Consider the following 16,852-nt stretch of genomic DNA (forward strand, 5'->3'; position numbering starts at 1 on the left):
GGAGAGCATGGTGGCAGAGCGCGGACGTATTCTAAAGGTCTACAACAATGTGCTCCACGTCGCGGCGGAGGATGGCGTCATTCTCTGCAAGCTGCGCGGCAGGGTCAAGAAGGGACGCAGTGATACGGGGCTAGTCCCCGGTGACATCGTTGCCCTTGAACGTATATCGCCTGAGGAGGGCATAATCGAGCGCATCGAGGAGCGCTCGAATCTCCTGCAGCGCCCGCGCGTGGCGAATCTCACGCAGATTGTCGTCACAGTTGCGGCAGCATCGCCCGATCCGCACCCGCTTGTTGTGAGTCGCTTCCTCGTGCTCGCGGAACGCTCTGGGGTGAAAAAAATTATCCTCTGTGTAAACAAGATGGATCTCTGCCCGGGAAATCCAGAGGACTTTCTTGCGGAATACGAAGCAGCGGGCTATCCCGTCCTGCGTGTCTCGGCGGAGCAGGGGGCAGGGCTTACGGAATTGCGTGAACGCCTTGCGGGTGAGATTACGGTACTGGCTGGGCCATCGGGTGCGGGGAAATCATCGCTGCTCAATGCACTTGATCCCTCCCTTGCTCTTGTAACGGGCGTCATCAGCGAGAAGATCGGGCGCGGGCGGCATACGACGCGTCGTGCCGAACTGCTCCCCTTTGGGGATGGATACGTGGTGGATACGCCGGGCTTTACACAGCAGGAACTTACGGAGATCATGCCCGAAGAGCTTTCGGACTGCTTTCCGGAGTTTTCCAAGTACATGGGGTGTCGCTTTATGCCGTGCAGTCACAGCCATGAGCCGGACTGCGCTGTCAAGGCGGCGGTCGCGGAAGAAACACTCGCGCGAGAGCGCTACGACGCCTATCTCGCGCTGCTGAGTGAAATACGATCGAAAAGGAAATAGGAGAATCCAATGGCACACGAACATGAACACGAGTATGAAGAAATGCAGGAAGAGGAGCACGTTCACATCGAACGTCCTACGATCATCGCGCCGTCCATCCTCTCGGCGGACTTCGCAAATCTCGGTGCAGATGTGCGCCGCGTGGAGGAGGCGGGCGCAGAGTACATCCACATCGACGTGATGGATGGGACGTTCGTGCCGAATATCACGGTTGGTCCCTGTGTGGTCGAGAGCCTGCGCAAGATCTCCAAGGCGGTCTTTGACGTGCATCTCATGGTTGAGCATCCCGAGACGCATATTGAGCCGTTTGCCAAGGCAGGTGCGGATATCATCACATTCCACGTCGAGGCGACGCGCCATGCGCATCGCGTCATTCAGCAGATCAAGGCAGCGGGCTGCAAGGCGGGCATTGCGCTCAACCCAGGGACCTCGATCTACAGTCTTGAGGAGCTGATCGACGATGTGGATATGGTGCTCCTCATGACGGTCAATCCCGGCTTTGGCGGGCAGAAGTTCATTGAGAATACGCTCGGCAAGATTCACGCACTCTATCATACGGTCGCGGATAACGAGCTGGATGTCGATATTGAGGTGGACGGCGGCATCAATGCGGAGACGGCAGAGTCCGTGCGCTCGGCGGGGGCAAATGTGCTCGTTGCGGGCTCGTATATCTACGGCGCGCAGGACGTTGCCGCAGCCATTGCCTCGCTGCGCTGATGAGAGGGAAAACCATGGGGGAAAAGGCGGTAATCCTGCTCTCGGGAGGGCTTGACAGCTGTACCTGTATGGCGGTCGCACAGGCGGCGGGCTATGAGCTCTATCCGATCAGCTTCAACTATCATCAACGCTACGACCGCGAGGTAGACTGTGCGAAGCGTATTGCCGCACATTTTCACGCGGCGGAGCATCTCATCATCGAGACGAATATGGATGCGGTCGGCGGCTCTGCGGTCACGGACAAGAGCATTGACGTACCCGATGGGGACGCAGACCGCACGGATATTCCCGTGACCTATGTGCCCGCGCGCAACCTCATCTTCCTCAGCTATGCCCTTGGGTTTGCGGAGCGCGTGGGTGCGCAGCATCTCTACATCGGGGTGAACTCCGTCGACTACTCGGGCTATCCTGACTGTCGTCCGGAATTCATTGCGGCGTTCCAGACGGCGGCGGATGCCGCAACGGCAGCCGCGACCGAGTGTGGACGGCGCATCGTCGTTGAAACCCCGCTCCAACATCTCTCGAAGGGCGAGATCATCCGTCTCGGCACGCAGCTCGGCGCGCCCTATGAGCTGACGACGAGCTGCTATCGGGGGGGGGCGGAGGCGTGCGGCGTCTGCGACAGCTGTCTCCTGCGTCTGCGCGGCTTTGCTGAGGCGGGGCGGCACGACCCGATCTCGTATGCGGCAGGAGTACGATGATGCTGGACGTACAGAACCGCGAGGACGAACGCGGCATTGCGATACAGCGCGTCGGCGTCAAGGAGGTGCGGCTGCCCTTCCTTATCAAGAAACAGGCGGGCGGCTATCAGCAGGTGCTTGCACGCATTGCATTCACCGTCTCTCTGCCGATGGAGTTCAAGGGAACGCACATGAGCCGGTTTCTCGAAATCCTCCTGCCGTGGAGCGAAAAGCCGCTTGCAGAGGAGGAGATGGACGCGATGCTCACGGAGGCGCTCGACCGTCTCCATGCCGAGGCAGCAGAGGTCTCGCTCGCGTTTACGTATTTTATCGAAAAGAGGGCACCCGTCAGCGGGCGTACATCGCTGCTTGATGTGGACGCCTCCTTTACGGGGCGCAAGCGGCGCGGAGAGCCGATGCGGTTCGAGCTTGGACTTTCGATGCCGTTCACCTCGCTCTGCCCGTGCAGCAAGGAAATTTCTGCCTATGGAGCGCACAATCAGCGTTCTACAGCGCGTGTGCGGCTGCGCTATCAGGAGGGCGTTCCGTGCATCTACATCGAGGAACTGGCGGCACTCCTAGAGCAGCAGGGCTCTGCTCCCATCTATCCGCTCTTAAAGCGTGCGGATGAGAAATACGTCACCGAGATGGCGTACGAAAATCCGAAATTCGTTGAGGACATCCTGCGCGACACGGTTCTCGCCCTGCGCTCACTGCCGGGGCTTGCATATTTTTCGCTCGAATGCGAGAATGAGGAATCCATTCACAGCCACAACGCCTTTGCGGCACATGAAGAGTATTTATCCGAGTAGAAGAGAGGGGAGAGCGTAGGCATGAGTAAATTCACGCGGCGCTTTCTCCTTCTTTTTGTGCTCGTCGTTGGCATCTCTGCCGCAGTCATCTACACGACGGTGGATATCAATACACTCCAGAATCTGACGCGCTTTCATCCGTGGTCGCTTCTCTTGGCGCTATTTGCCGTCGGGCTTGGGATGTTCTTCGACGGCAGCCGCCTCATGCATCTTGTGAAGATCTCCAACGAAAAAATCACCTTGTACCAAGCGGTACAGGTGATCTTTGGCAATTATTTTCTCGCGCTCCTCACGCCGGGTGCAACGGGCGGTGCAGTGGCGCAGGTCATGTTCCTGCGCCATGCAGGCGTGCCGACAGGAAAGGCAGCTGTTCTCGTCATTGTGCGCACGCTGCTCTCGATCTTCTTCCTCGCTCTGTGTATGCCGTTTATATTTCTGCATGATGAGGGCATTGTGCCGGGCATATCGAACGACATCCTGATGGCGGTGACGCTTGCGGCATTCATCGGCATCGTACTCATCGTCATAGGTGCGCGGCGCGGCTACCTTGACTATGTCGTCGTCTGGATTGCACGCCGTCTGCGCGACAAGAAGAGACATCAGCTCTTTAGTCTCTACCGTGATACGAAGAGCGCGATCTCGCTTCTGCTCGGCGCGCCGCGTCAGATGCTCGTCGTCTTTGTCGAGTCGGGGCTGAACCTCCTCTGTATCTATGCCGTTGTTCCGTGTCTCCTGCTCGGACTCGGCGTCACCGATGCGGACTGGTATACCGTTATGGGACGCATGATCTTCCTCAACATGCTCCTCTACTTCAGCCCCACGCCAGGCGGTTCGGGCATTGCCGAGGGGGGATTCGTCCTTCTCTTTGCGGCGACCGTTCCAGCGGGTACCGTCGGCATCGTCGCCGTCTGCTGGCGTCTCATCGCCGAATACCTCCCGTTCCTCATTGGATTCTACTACACCGTCACCGTCTTTGGCCGCGAATTTTTGCGGCGGTATTGATGAGATGTTCGCTGCGCCGTTCATAACGGCGCTTTTTCTTTGAGCGAATGTCGCATCAAGTAGGATTCATGGAATCTCATGGATATTCCGTCAAGCCGAAATTCTCCGTTCATGTGCCTCATTATGTCGTAATGACAGGCAATTCTTTTAACGTAGGCTCTATGTCCCCATGGCGGAGGGATGTCCAATTTTCTGAGGCATCAACTTTTTTCTTGGTGGCAGTAAAAATGACTGATAGGAAGACATTTTGTCGGTAGTCATAGCAGTTCACTGTTTTTCCATAATGTATCGTGCTGCGTCTGGCTTTTTACGGGCGGCACACCCCGCAGGACGTGTATCCGTCGGCAATCGCTGCCTCGCGTGAACTGTAGTGTACGAAGTGCGGCGCGTCGGGATACTTGATTGTGCGGCAGGTTGCGTAGTGGAACTTGCCGGATTTTGTATTCGCGAGATAATCTGTTGCAAGAGCGGGAGTCGCCGCACTGAATGCGACGGCGGCGAGGGTTGCGAGGGCGATCTTTTTGATCATGTGGATTCTCCTTTCAGGAATTGCTGATAAAATGACGTCCATCGAACTGGGATAGAATTTTGTCCTGATAAATAATTATGACTTAAAACGCATCATGTCGCAAGAGAAAAGTATTTTTTTCGTTGAAGATTCTCAGTCGGCAGTATGCTCATATAAAGGAAGCACTGATAAATTCAGCGCCGCCATCTTGACGCATCTTTTTTGCCCGCACTGTGTCGGCAAATCCTCCACATAGCTTTGGCTATGCGTCCGGCTTGCCTCCTTGTTCGGCCGAAAAATCTACGCCAAACTGACGGACTTCATTTTATCAGCGATTCCTAAAGATATCGTAAAATATATCTCCCCTTGATATAATTGCTACTTGCTAAAAGTCAAAAAAACAAATATAATAGAGAAAAGCACAATTAAGGAAACAGAGAAGGTGATATAATGAGCAACATTGCCGATATGATAGAGTCGTATATCCTCCGTCAGCTTGCCACGCGGCAGGATGGACAGGTGGAACTGCGGCGGACCGACATTGCCGATGAGATTTCATGTGCGCCTTCGCAGATCAGCTATGTGCTCTCCACGCGTTTTACACAGGATAAAGGTTTCGTGGTGGAGTCGCGGCGCGGTCTCGGCGGATTTATTCGCATCGTCCAGGTGCCGCTGCGCGATCTTGTTTATCAGGATATGCTTTCGAAGATTAACGAAGAGACCACCATGGAGACGGTACAGTCAATGGTGCGCTATCTCGTCCAACATGGCATGGTCGAGACGCGTGAGGCGGCACTCTTAATGCAGATGGTGACAGGTCTCTTCCACTCGGAGACGCTTGCCGTGGAGGAACGCGTTCATATGCTGAAGACGATGATCTTGACACTGGAGAATTTTCGATAGTTGTTCGATATAGATAGACATAGAGACAATATGCCTTGCGTATGATGGAAAGGTACCTCTTATGATTTGTGAGGAATGCGGCCGCAATGACGCGATCGTGCACATAGTGCAGATCGGACCAGGTGGTCGAAGTGAAAAAAATATATGTATGAGCTGTGCTGCGCGCTATGGTGCATCGATTCTTCGTGCGCAGCAGGAAAATGTGTCGGCGGTGGATTTCCTCAAGGGCATCTTCGGCAGTAATCAGCAGGAGAATGCGGCCGAGGAGGATGCACCTCATATCACATGTCCGAACTGCGGCATGCGGTTTCAGGATTTCCCGCAGACGGGGCAGATTGGCTGCTCGGTCTGCTATGAGACGTTTCATCATGAGCTCACGCCTCTTTTGCGGCGAATTCATGGCTCAAGCGTCCATCGCGGAAAGATTCCGCGTCGCTCGGGGAGTTCCATCATGCTGCGCCAGGAGGCAGAGCAACTGCGTGTCCGTTTGAAAGAAGCTGTTGCGCGTGAGGAATATGAAAAGGCCGCAGAGTATCGCGACCGCATTCGTGGCCTGGAACGTCAGATGGAGGAACAGGACCATGGCCGTTGAGGAGCTCCTTCAGAGCAGCAGACTCTCTTGGTTCGGGGCCGAGGGGCAGGACAGTGATGTGGTGATATCGAGTCGTGTTCGACTCGCTCGCAATCTCGTGGGGCTTCCCTTTCCTGGCCGCGCTGACCTCGGACAACTTGCACAAATTCGACAGACAGTGGAAACTGCTCTCGTGGATCTTGATACAGAGCTTGGACAGCCCTTTGATCAAATTGCGGTGGATCAGCTGAGTGCCTTGGCGCGTGAGGTCTTGATCGAGAAGAGGCTGATCAGTGAGAAGTTTTCCGAAGCACAGCCGCATCGAATGGCGTATATCAGTGACGATACAAGCATCAGTATCCTCATCAACGAGGATGACCATCTGCACATTCAGGCGATGACCTCTGGTCTTTCACTGAATGCCGCATTTGAGATGGCATCGCGCGTAGATGACTACATTGAGGCTCGTCTGGATCTGGCCTTTGATGAGACGATGGGCTATTTAACGGCATATCCAACGAATCTCGGTACGGGGCTGCGAGCCTCCGCCATTCTTCATTTGCCGGGGCTTGTCTATACACGCAACATCGATAATATCGTTAACACATCACCACAGCTTGGCCTTGCCGTGCACCCCCTTGAGGGGATTGACGAAGGGGCGCACCTCTACAAGATCTCGAACCAACTGACACTTGGTTACTCCGAGGCAGAGATGATCGAGAACCTTCAGGCAGCGGTTGGCGAGATCGCTGCCCACGAACGTCGCGCCCGCCAGGCGCTTTCCTACTTTGGAAAGGATGGTGTGGAGGATGGTGTATGGCGTGCTTATGGTATCCTGTCTTATGCGCGTTCTCTGACGGAGCAGGAGCTTTTTGCTCTTGTCTCACGTGTACGCTATGGCATCGACCGAGGAATTATCAAAGAGGTGGCACTGAGTTGCTATGCCGAGATCATCGTTGCTGCACGCGAAGCTTATCTCAAGTATGCGGCAGAAAACGAAAATTTATCTGCGGGAGAAATCAGCGCGATGCGTGCCTCGCGTGTACGCACGATCTTACAAAAATATCGAACAGCGGGATGAGGAGGGGGACAGCTTGAACTATCGTCAATTTTTTACGCAGGCGGCGATTAAAGCCGTAGAGTTTTCACAGTATATTGCGCAGCGACGCGGGAAAGGGTATATTGGAACCGGACAGCTTCTGCTGGGAATTTTGCATATGCGTGATACGATTGCGGCAGAGGCGCTGGATAAATTCGGTGTCGACTATGACAGTGCAGAGCAGGTGATTCGTGAGGCGGACGGCTTTCAGGACGTCCTGCATCCGGCGGAGGATGTTCCGTATTATACGCGGCGTGCACAGCGCGTCATGCAGGGAGCAATTGATGCTGCGCGTGAAGAGCGTTCCTTTGTGACGACGGAGCATATCCTGCTCAGTCTGCTCACAGAGTCCGATGGCACAGCAGTCCATACGATTGAGGAGATGGATGTTGATATAGAGGACCTGCAAAGCGAGGTCTTGGAGCGCATGAGTGAGACAGCTGCGTCTAAGGAGAAGCCTGCGCGCAGGAAAAAAGGAAAGGGCGAGGGGAATGATCTGCCCGCGTCTTTGAAGAAATTTGGCCGCGACCTGATTGGTATTGCCCGTGGAGGCGGCTTAGATCCTGTTATTGGACGTGCAGCAGAGATTGACCGTGTCATCCAGATTCTTGCACGGCGCACGAAGAACAACCCCATCCTTCTCGGTGAGGCAGGGGTTGGAAAGACTGCCATTGCTGAAGGTCTTGCGCAGCGCATTGCGGACGGCGAGGTACCGTTTCTGCTCGAGAATAAGCGCGTCGTGACTCTGTCGATGACGGCACTCGTCGCGGGAACGAAGTACCGCGGCGAATTCGAAGAGCGCCTCAAAAATGTGGTGGATGATGTAATCAAGGCAAAAAACATCATCCTCTTCATCGATGAGATTCATACGCTCATTCGTGCCGGCGGAGCAGAGGGATCCCTCGATGCGGCTAATATTCTGAAGCCTGCGCTTGCGCGCGGAGAAATGCAGATCATTGGTGCAACGACACTCAGTGAGTATAAGAAACATTTTGCGAAGGACTCTGCTCTTGCGCGGCGCTTTCAGACCGTCATGGTCGAAGAGCCGACGGAAGAGGATGCGGAAAAGATCCTCTTGGGGCTGCGCAGGCGATATGAGGAGTTTCACCATGCGCGCATTGAGGATGCTGCAGTTACGGCTGCGGTTCGATTGTCCAAGCGATACATCACAGATCGCTACCTTCCGGACAAGGCGATTGACCTTATCGATGAGGCCGCATCACGTACACGTATGAAGAGGATCGGCGATACCGACCAAATTGTTGGGCTGCGCACCGAGATCGCAGAGATCGTGAAGCAGAAAAATGCAGCGATCAGCGGGCAGGACTATGAGGGCGCGGCACAGCTGCGTGATCGTGAGCAAGAACTGCGTGCGCAGCTTGATATCTCGCGGCGCGGGGATGATCAGCGCTCGGAGATTGTCGTCACGGAACATGAAATTGCAGATGTGGTAGCTCAGTGGACAGGAATCCCAGTGCAGCGCATTGCGGCGAAGGAGTCCGATCGGCTGCTTGCACTCGAAAAACATATCGGCCGCCGTGTAATCGGTCAGGATGAGGCCGTGCGTGCCGTCTCGAAGGCTGTGCGCCGTGCGCGTGCGGGCGTGAAGGATCCGCGCCGTCCGATCGGCTCCTTCCTCTTCCTCGGCTCCACGGGAGTCGGCAAGACGGAGCTGGCACGGGCTCTCGCAGAGTCCGTCTTTGGCTCGGAGGAGGCGATCATCCGCTTCGATATGTCTGAGTATATGGAGAAGCATACAACAGCGCGCCTCGTTGGAGCGCCTCCAGGGTATGTTGGTTATGAGGAGGGCGGACAGCTTACGGATGCGGTTCGGAAGAAGCCCTTTTCTATCATCCTCTTTGATGAGGTAGAGAAGGCACACCCCGATGTGTTCCATATGCTGCTCCAGGTACTCGAAGATGGACGTCTCACGGATGGACAGGGGACGGTTACGGATTTCCGCAATACGATTATCATTATGACATCGAATGCAGGTGCAAATCATCTGCGCTCTACGACGGGCTCCATTGGATTTTCCATTGGGCAGCAGGCGATGGGCTCGGATGAAGAGCGTGCAAAGAAACGTGTCATGGAGGAGGTACGGAAGGTTTTCCGTCCCGAGTTCCTGAACCGTGTTGACGATATGATCGTCTTTAATGCACTCGGTGAGCCGGAGCTGACAAAGATCGTGGACATTCTGCTGCGCGATGTGAAGGCACGTCTTGCGGAGCAGAAAATCAACCTTGAGATCAGTCCATCGGCGAAGCGTGTGCTCATCTCAAAGGGGACGGATGTCAAATTCGGCGCGCGTCCTCTGCGCCGTGCTATCCAGAAGAACATCGAAGATGAACTTGCGGAACGTATTCTTGCGCGTGACTTTACAGCGGGCGATGTCATCTCTGTACGCAAGGTGGGCGATGGTCTGGATTTTGTGAAGAAGGACACGAGCCGCAATAGTAAGCGTGCCAAGAATGAGAAACAGGCATCGTATCATGAGGTCTGACGGTGGTCGAAACAATGTGCTTGCGCCTCCAACGCGTGCAGGACGCATAGGGGATTTCCTCCTCAATCTGGGCTGGTCGGTGTACTGGCTTGCGCGTTCTACGGGGCGCCTGCTGAAATATTGGAAACAGGAGGGACTGTAGCGGCAGTCCCTTTTCATTTGGTATTTGTTCGATGTGATCCAGGAGTTTATATGGCGAAGAAGAAAAAGACAGCGTACGTCTGTCAGGAATGCGGCTACGACACCATGAAATGGATGGGGAAATGCCCCGGATGCGGCGCATGGAATACGCTCGTAGAGGAGATCATAACACCTCCGATCGAGGAGCGCAGAGGCGTCGGTGCCCTCCAATCGGAACCGCCGCAGCCCATCAGCAGTATCGCTGTGGAAGACCTGCCGCGCTTTTCTACCGGCTCAGACGAGCTTGACCGTGTGCTTGGCGGCGGCGTGATTCCTGGTTCAATGGTACTTATCGTTGGGGATCCGGGCGTCGGCAAGTCGAGCCTCACGCTGCGCATCTCCGCAGACATTGCCCGTGAGGGACGGCGTGTCCTCTACGTGACCGGAGAAGAGAGCGCACGACAGATCCGCATGCGTGCCGATCGTCTGCAGGCGATCGCGGATGACCTGCTTGTCGTCAGCGAGACGAATCTCGATGCGATCTGTGCCCATGTGGAACGCGAACAGCCTGCGCTTTTCATCATCGACTCAATTCAGACTATGTATCGCCCCGGCATTGAGAGCGCGCCGGGGAGTGTCTCGCAGGTGCGCGAGTGTGCGATGGAGCTGATGCGTGTGGCAAAGATGGCGGGAATTGCAGTCTTTGTCATCGGCCATGTAACAAAGGAGGGCAGCCTCGCAGGGCCTCGCGTCCTCGAGCACATTGTCGACACCGTGCTCTATTTCGAGGGGGAGCGCAATGCCGAGTACCGCGTGCTGCGCGCCGTGAAAAATCGTTTTGGCAGCACAAATGAACTGGGACTTTTTGAGATGCGTGATGTTGGTCTTGTCGATGTACCGGATGCATCGAAACTTTTCCTCTCGGAGCGTGCGATGGAGAGCGGCTCGATCATCGTTCCAACTGTAGAGGGAACGCGTCCCTTGCTCGTCGAGGTACAGGCGCTCGTTGCGCCGACTCCATACCAGCCGCCGCGGCGGACGGCGGACTCAGTAGATGTGAAGCGGATCCAACTCCTCCTTGCAGTGCTTGAAAAACGTGTAAAATTACCTATTGGGGTCGCCGATGTCTATGTGAAGGTAGCGGGAGGGATACGGCTTGACGAGCCGGCAGCGGATCTTGCACTCTGCGTTGCCATGGCATCCAGCTTTGCAAATCGGTTGCCCCGCCCGCATATGGTCGTCTGCGGTGAGGTCGGGCTCTCCGGTGAGGTGCGTGCCGTCTCACAGGCAGAGCTGAGGGTCACTGAGGCACGTCGCCTTGGTTTCAAATCCGCACTTTTGCCGATGAAGAACTATCGGCAGCTGCAGGGGAAATTTTCCGACATGGAACTTTTTGGTGCAGAGAGCATTGGCGATGCGTTGAAATGTGCCATGCCCAGGGAAAAAACATTTAAGGAATGATGAGTTTGTTTCGATAAACAACATAGAAGAGGTGATGTGTAGATGAATGCAGGTAATCTCATAGCTGCAGTGACAGCAGATGGGATCTCTGCAGGGGCAGGAACGTCAAAGGGACGCGCTGCATCTGCAGAGAATCGTGCGCAAACAACCTCAGGGAAGAATTCGTTCAGCGATACGTTTGGTGCGCTGCAAAAGGGAATGACAGCAGAGACACCAAAAACAGAGATGCGTGAAATGACTGCGCCTCAGGCTCAGACAGATGCGCCTAAGGCAAAGGCTCATGCGCCGTCGGAGAATGCAGATCAGCAACGGTTCGATGCCAAAACTGGGGCAGAATCGTCGGCGGATGATTCTGCGCTTTCTTCGCCAGCCGCAGTGGCAATTGCGGCCCTCATGAATATGAATACGACGCTCGTAGATGCTGATCTAAACGAGGGACTTGATGCCTCGCTTATAGAGATTCTCCAGCGCTATGAGCTCACTGCGGATCAGCTCAGTGACACGAAGCTGCAGACCACTGTGCAGAGCCTTCTCCAGCAGCTGCCGGAGGATGGGGGGAAAAGTCGGAATTTCCTTCTTGCACTTGCTGGACAACCCCTTACGGAAGACGACAGCAGCAACTCCTTTATTGGACAGCCGCTCGTTAAGGAGGCGGCAACAGCAAATGTCAATATGCCGGTACAGATCAGATCTGTAGCGCAGGATCTTGGTGACGCATCTCAGGTTCTGCGTTCGACGGCGTTGGGCTCCGATCTGCACATTGAACAGAGCGCGGTATTGAACACAGCTGCTCCTATGATGAGTGAGCAGATGCCTGATGTCGATGCTGCACACCTGCTCCATGGACAGAATCTCAAGGCAGAGACTGTGAAAACCCCTGCTCCTCTGAACACGGCAGTGACGGCAGGAAATCCACAGACATCCATAGAAACAGCCGCAGCGCCGACCCTAGCTGCACAGGCAGAGATTATGCCGGCAGCACAAGCAAAGTCTGTAGCTCAGACTGTTGGTGAGAACCTGATCGTCGATGAGGGAACGGATCCGCCAGCTCTGCTGACTGCACTTGCACAGCGTACGATGCGCCATGATGCTTCGCAGGATGAGGAGGGGGCAGGACAGGGCACACGGCAGGAAGAGCAGCCCGTGTCGAGTGGGCAGCAAACTTCTCGTATGACGACGTCGATGCCATTTGAAATGCCTTCGCGGACTGCGGAGCCGGTGCAGCAACCCGCACAGCCCATTACACTGCAGACCGGGACGAGTGCACATCCAGCACAGGAGGCCATAGCACCTGCAGCGACACAGGAGACACAGCGGCCACAGCCGGACTATGAGATTCCGCGTCAGATCGTCGAGCAAGCGCGTCTCCTGCGTACACTAACTGATACACAGATGGTCATTAGGCTTCGTCCCGAACATCTGGGCGATCTTACACTTCGCGTTTCAGTCGGGTCGAACGGTGCTGTACAGGCATCTTTCCACAGTGATAATGCCCATGTGCGTAATGTGATTGAGAACTCCCTCGTTCAGCTTCGTCAGGAGCTGAACAATCAGGGGATCAAGGTCGATCGTGTTGGAGTCTATACCGGACTTGCGGACGGGCAGATGCCTCAGGGCCAGGGACAGGAAGCTTGGCAGCAGAGCAGCCGTCAGCAGAGCGGAGCACAGCAGGTCTACGCGCGCGGGGATGCCGATGACTATCTCGATGAGATCGATGGGCTCGCGCCGGCTGCGGCGGGGGAGACTGGCGGAAGCGTCGGTACCGATGGCGTAGATTATCGCGTATAACATGTTGAGGAGGAAATATCGTGGCAAGTTCAAATCCACTGAATACAATTAACGTCGGCGGCGTCGTGCAGAAACTGTCCGACTACGAGACAGCGCAGAATCAAGCAAAAGCGAAGGACAAGAAGAATGATGCGCTCGGCAAGGACGCATTCCTCCAGCTGCTCGTCACGCAGATGAAGTATCAGGATCCCCTCGATCCGCAGGACAACAGCGAGTATCTCTCGCAGCTTGCGCAGTTCTCTGCACTCGAGCAGATGACGAATGTCTCCAAGGGACTTGAGAATGTCTCGAAGATTGTGGATAATATCAACTCCTCCGTTCTCATCGGACAGCTCAGTTCCATGATCGGACAGCCTGTCCAGTGGAACAGCGTGGTCATGGGCGAGGACAAAAAGCCTCTCAAGAACAGCGATGGAACAGTGAAGACGCAGAGCTATGAGGGCAAGATCATCGGTGTGAGCATTACCGATGGTCAACCAAGCGTCATTGCCGACGTGAATGGAAAGACCTATCAGGTTCAGGTATCCGAGATCGTGCGAGTTGGTCGTATCAAGGCAGCACCCTGAGCAAACGAATAGGAATGAGATGCCGCCGAAGAATTCCTTCGGCGGTATTTTACACTTGCATATGATCTTCACATCTATTATAATATCTGCATAATATCCCAAAGGAGAATGGGGTAGAAATGAAATGGAGGGACCCATCATGGCAATACCGGCAATCAGCAGCGGTGGTTTTGGAAGCAGCCTTTTTCAGCGGGCGAATCGTGAGGCTCAGCGCATCGGCGGACAGGTGACCCATCAGAAGATGCAGGAGGTCGCATCTGTCATTGGTGGCTCGAACTTCGGCTCGGGCACAAAGATCGGAAAAGGACAGTTCCATCAGACGCAGAATCGCGTCATTCAGGAGGGGACGCAGAGTGCGTCTCGAGCCGCGCAGCAGTCAATGGCGTATATGGATCCGCGGCGTCTTGGAACGAGCAAGTTCCAGAAGTCCAATCGTGAGGCGCAGCAGATCGGTGGACAGGTGACGCATGAGCTCATGCAGCAGGTCAAACAGGCCTATGCAACAAGCCATCCAGTCCAGAATCTCGGCAAGAATGTCGATATCGCAGCATGATTTGAGAAAAATAAACCGTGAAGAGGTCCGCATTGCGAATCTTCACGGTTTATTTTTATTTCACCCGTTCACTGACGGGCGACGCTCCAGAGCGTTATCGAAACGTCGGATCAAAAACTGCTGAAAACAGACGGCTGCAGGGGACATTTTACGTTGCGTATTCCACGCAACGCCGACAGCCCTCTTGCAGATGGGGAAGGAAACGGGGATATAGCGAAGTTCTGGATGCTCAACTCCAGCGAGCTTTGGCAGGAGGCTGACCCCAAGGCCTGCGGCGACAAGTCCTGATACGGTCGATATATCATCACCCTCGAACATAATTTCAGGATGGACGCCTGCGAGATCAAAGAACTGATCGACAAGGATGCGTAGGCTGTAGCTGCTCTTCATTGCAATCAGCGGCTCATCAGCAAGCTCGTTCAGATTGATGCTGTCATGCTCAGTGAATCGATGCCCCAGAGGAACCGTAACGAAGAGCTCTTCCGACCAGAGATAGACCCACGTGCTGTACTCTGTCGTCGGCATTGTGGAGCAGAGACAGAGATCCGTTTCACCGGCGGCAACCTGCTGTGCCAGTGTTGCTGAATCCTGCTGATTAAGCAGAATGCGAATGTCTGGGTAACTTGCACGAAAATCTTGGATGATGCGCGGCAGGGCATAGCTGCCGAGTGAGTGGATGAAGGAGAGCCGAAACTCCGAGGACGTCTTTTCATCGGTGAGACATGCTTCTGCCCGCGCACACTCGACCTCGCGCAGGATACGATCGACCCGACGCAGAAGACGCGCTCCCTCGGCGGTCAGTTCGATCTCACCATCGCAGCGTTTGAATAGACGTACATCGAGATCCTTTTCCAGCTTTGACATAGAACGGCTCAGCGCTGGCTGCGTCACATCGAGTATGCGTGCCGCACGGGTGAAGTGCCGGATATTCGCCATTACTTGGAAGTATTTTAATTGTGCAAGTTCCATTCCATTATTCCTTTCTTTTATACTTATTATATCGAGTAAAGGTCATGTAGACAATGAAGATAGGGTAATTTTTTATATGGATTTTGTATTTTTTTTATTACTCTTATTCATGTTCGCGGGAGGACTGATATTTCCGGATACGATCGGCACTTGTCCTTCATTTTCTTCTTGACAACCTTTATATGTTCTGCTAATATATCTCATGTCGCAAAGAGCGCGTGAAATGAATATGGAGTGGTACTCAAGAGGCTGAAGAGGACGGTTTGCTAAATCGTTAGAGTGGGTAACCGCTGCGAGAGTTCGAATCTCTCCCACTCCGCCATTTTTATTCTGAGCCTGATCGGGCTTTTTTTGTTTCTAAGGAGATGCTTACATGGAGATACAGGGGACATCGCCGTCCTTTATCGAGCGGTATTTCAAGGTACGAGAAAAGGGATCGTCTGTCCGCACGGAGCTCATCGCAGGACTAACGACCTTTATCGCGATGGCATACATTCTCTTTGTCAACCCCAACATTCTCACGGATGCAGGGATTCCAAAGGATGCTGCGATTGCTTCGACGATCTGGATTGCGGCGCTTGCTTCTATGACGATGGGCATCTTTGCGAACTATCCGGTTGCTCTCGCACCTGGCATGGGGCTTAATGCGTTCTTTGCCTACTACGTCTGTGGTGTTCTTGGCCTCCATTGGACTGTAGCTCTCGGTGCCGTGTTCTTCTCGGGCGTTCTCTTTCTCATTCTGACGCTCGGCGGTATACGACAGGCAATTATCAATGCCGTACCGCGTGATCTGAAGCTGGCGATCAGTGTCGGTATTGGACTCTTTATTGCATTCATCGGACTGAAGGGAACAGGTCTCATCGTCGAGAACTCGGCGACCTATGTCTCTCTTGGTCATGTAACTGAGCCAACCACATTGCTCTCACTCTTTGGGCTTCTCTTTACGGCGGCGCTGATGGCACGCAATGTGCATGGCGCTATCCTGATTGGCATTTTTGTGACCACTGTTCTCGCGATGGTGCTCGGTATGACGCCGGCGCCTCATGGAATCAGCGATATTGTCAGTACCTCTCTTCCGCATATGGGCGATACATTCGGTCAGCTCGATCTTGCTGGGGCATGGCACTATGGCCTCGTTTCCATCATATTTACGTTTACGGTTGTTGAACTGTTCGATAATATGGGAACTCTCATTGGTCTTACAACGAAGGCAAAGATGGTCAAGCCAGACGGCCGCATCGAGAACATCGACAAGGCTCTGACGACGGATGCTGTTGGAACGATGGTGTCTGCTGTATTTGGTACGTCAACGGTTACATCCTACATTGAGAGTGCGGCAGGAATTGCTGCTGGCGGACGCACGGGGCTTACCGCTGTGGCTGCCGGGGTTCTCTTCCTTGCGGCACTGCTTTTTACACCGCTCATCGGTCTTGTTCCTGCTTTTGCGACGGCGCCTGCGCTGATTCTCGTGGGAGCACTGCTCATGTCCGAGGTCGGCAAGATTGACTTCTCAGACTTTACGAATGCACTGCCGGCATTCCTTACGATCATCATGATGCCGCTTACCTCGAGCATTGCGAACGGTTTTGCCTTTGGCTTTATCAGCTATACGGTGATGAAACTCTTTGCGGGACAGTATAAGAAGGTCAGCTGGATCATGTATCTCGTGTCACTCGCTTTCCTAGTCAACCTGGCGCTGCGTTCGTAAATAACGGAG

16 protein-coding genes and 1 tRNA gene are annotated in these 16,852 nt (G+C 54.4%); 15 read left to right on the plus strand and 2 right to left on the minus strand.

The features are described 5' to 3' along the window. The first annotated feature begins 10 nt into the window (after positions 1-10). The 5 genes from rsgA to HMPREF1992_RS10090 are packed head-to-tail and all read left to right on the plus strand — an operon-like array spanning position 11 to position 4,094. Positions 11-883, plus strand: coding sequence for a ribosome small subunit-dependent GTPase A (gene rsgA, locus HMPREF1992_RS10070; RefSeq protein WP_037359677.1), 873 nt, complete (start codon positions 11-13; stop codon positions 881-883). A 9-nt stretch (positions 884-892) separates the two neighbouring features. After that, a complete protein-coding gene (gene rpe / locus HMPREF1992_RS10075) occupies positions 893-1,600 on the plus strand; it encodes a ribulose-phosphate 3-epimerase (RefSeq protein WP_021685801.1) in 708 nt (235 codons plus the stop codon). Between the two features lie 14 nt (positions 1,601-1,614). Then, positions 1,615-2,301, plus strand: a complete 687-nt coding sequence (gene queC, locus HMPREF1992_RS10080; protein WP_037359574.1) for a 7-cyano-7-deazaguanine synthase QueC — start codon at positions 1,615-1,617, stop codon at positions 2,299-2,301. Further along, positions 2,301-3,092, plus strand: a complete 792-nt coding sequence (gene folE2, locus HMPREF1992_RS10085; RefSeq protein WP_037359577.1) for a GTP cyclohydrolase FolE2 — start codon at positions 2,301-2,303, stop codon at positions 3,090-3,092. The genes queC and folE2 overlap by 1 nt, the downstream gene beginning before the upstream one ends. 21 nt (positions 3,093-3,113) lie before the next feature. Beyond that, entirely contained in the window at positions 3,114-4,094 is a 981-nt protein-coding gene (locus HMPREF1992_RS10090; RefSeq protein WP_021685804.1) for a lysylphosphatidylglycerol synthase transmembrane domain-containing protein, read from the plus strand. A 307-nt stretch (positions 4,095-4,401) separates the two neighbouring features. Here HMPREF1992_RS10090 and HMPREF1992_RS10095 read toward each other — a convergent pair whose 3' ends face one another. Beyond that, entirely contained in the window at positions 4,402-4,623 is a 222-nt protein-coding gene (locus tag HMPREF1992_RS10095; RefSeq protein WP_081689302.1) for a nuclease, read from the minus strand. Between the two features lie 429 nt (positions 4,624-5,052). Here HMPREF1992_RS10095 and HMPREF1992_RS10100 point away from each other — a divergent pair, with 429 nt between their 5' ends. The 8 genes from HMPREF1992_RS10100 (at position 5,053) to HMPREF1992_RS10135 (ending at position 14,166) form a co-directional block, all read left to right on the plus strand. Next, positions 5,053-5,505, plus strand: a complete 453-nt coding sequence (locus HMPREF1992_RS10100) for a CtsR family transcriptional regulator (RefSeq protein ID WP_021685807.1) — start codon at positions 5,053-5,055, stop codon at positions 5,503-5,505. Between the two features lie 61 nt (positions 5,506-5,566). Further along, positions 5,567-6,097 carry a UvrB/UvrC motif-containing protein gene (locus HMPREF1992_RS10105; protein ID WP_021685808.1) on the plus strand — a complete coding sequence of 177 codons (531 nt, stop codon included), beginning with the start codon at positions 5,567-5,569 and terminating at the stop codon, positions 6,095-6,097. After that, entirely contained in the window at positions 6,087-7,157 is a 1,071-nt protein-coding gene (locus tag HMPREF1992_RS10110) for an ATP--guanido phosphotransferase (protein WP_021685809.1), read from the plus strand. Before HMPREF1992_RS10105 ends, HMPREF1992_RS10110 begins: the two co-directional genes overlap by 11 nt. Positions 7,158-7,170: 13 nt before the next feature. Then, positions 7,171-9,678, plus strand: a complete 2,508-nt coding sequence (locus tag HMPREF1992_RS10115) for an ATP-dependent Clp protease ATP-binding subunit (RefSeq protein WP_037359580.1) — start codon at positions 7,171-7,173, stop codon at positions 9,676-9,678. A gap of 192 nt (positions 9,679-9,870) precedes the next feature. Next, positions 9,871-11,259, plus strand: coding sequence for a DNA repair protein RadA (gene radA, locus HMPREF1992_RS10120; protein ID WP_021685812.1), 1,389 nt, complete (start codon positions 9,871-9,873; stop codon positions 11,257-11,259). A 42-nt stretch (positions 11,260-11,301) separates the two neighbouring features. Then, entirely contained in the window at positions 11,302-13,047 is a 1,746-nt protein-coding gene (locus HMPREF1992_RS10125; protein ID WP_021685813.1) for a flagellar hook-length control protein FliK, read from the plus strand. Positions 13,048-13,067: 20 nt separating this feature from the next. Beyond that, a complete protein-coding gene (locus tag HMPREF1992_RS10130) occupies positions 13,068-13,613 on the plus strand; it encodes a flagellar hook assembly protein FlgD (RefSeq protein WP_037359583.1) in 546 nt (181 codons plus the stop codon). A 139-nt stretch (positions 13,614-13,752) separates the two neighbouring features. Continuing rightward, on the plus strand, positions 13,753-14,166 hold the full coding sequence (locus tag HMPREF1992_RS10135) for a hypothetical protein (protein WP_231366989.1): 414 nt from the start codon (positions 13,753-13,755) through the stop codon (positions 14,164-14,166). Between the two features lie 60 nt (positions 14,167-14,226). Here the strand turns inward: HMPREF1992_RS10135 and HMPREF1992_RS10140 are convergent, their stop codons facing one another. Beyond that, positions 14,227-15,135 (minus strand): LysR family transcriptional regulator, encoded by a 909-nt coding sequence (locus HMPREF1992_RS10140; protein WP_021685817.1) that lies wholly within the window; start codon positions 15,133-15,135, stop codon positions 14,227-14,229. Between the two features lie 231 nt (positions 15,136-15,366). On the opposite strand from HMPREF1992_RS10140, the gene HMPREF1992_RS10145 reads away from it, so the two are divergent. Both HMPREF1992_RS10145 and HMPREF1992_RS10150 read left to right on the plus strand, forming a co-directional pair. Continuing rightward, positions 15,367-15,457: transfer RNA gene (locus HMPREF1992_RS10145), tRNA-Ser, on the plus strand. 51 nt (positions 15,458-15,508) lie between these two features. Then, positions 15,509-16,843: an NCS2 family permease gene (locus tag HMPREF1992_RS10150; protein WP_021685819.1), complete on the plus strand. Its 1,335-nt coding sequence runs from the start codon at positions 15,509-15,511 to the stop codon at positions 16,841-16,843. The last annotated feature ends 9 nt before the right edge of the window (positions 16,844-16,852 follow it).

The sequence above is a fragment of the Selenomonas sp. oral taxon 892 str. F0426 genome (assembly GCF_000468035.1).
In the GTDB taxonomy this organism is placed as follows: Bacteria; Bacillota; Negativicutes; order Selenomonadales; family Selenomonadaceae; genus Centipeda.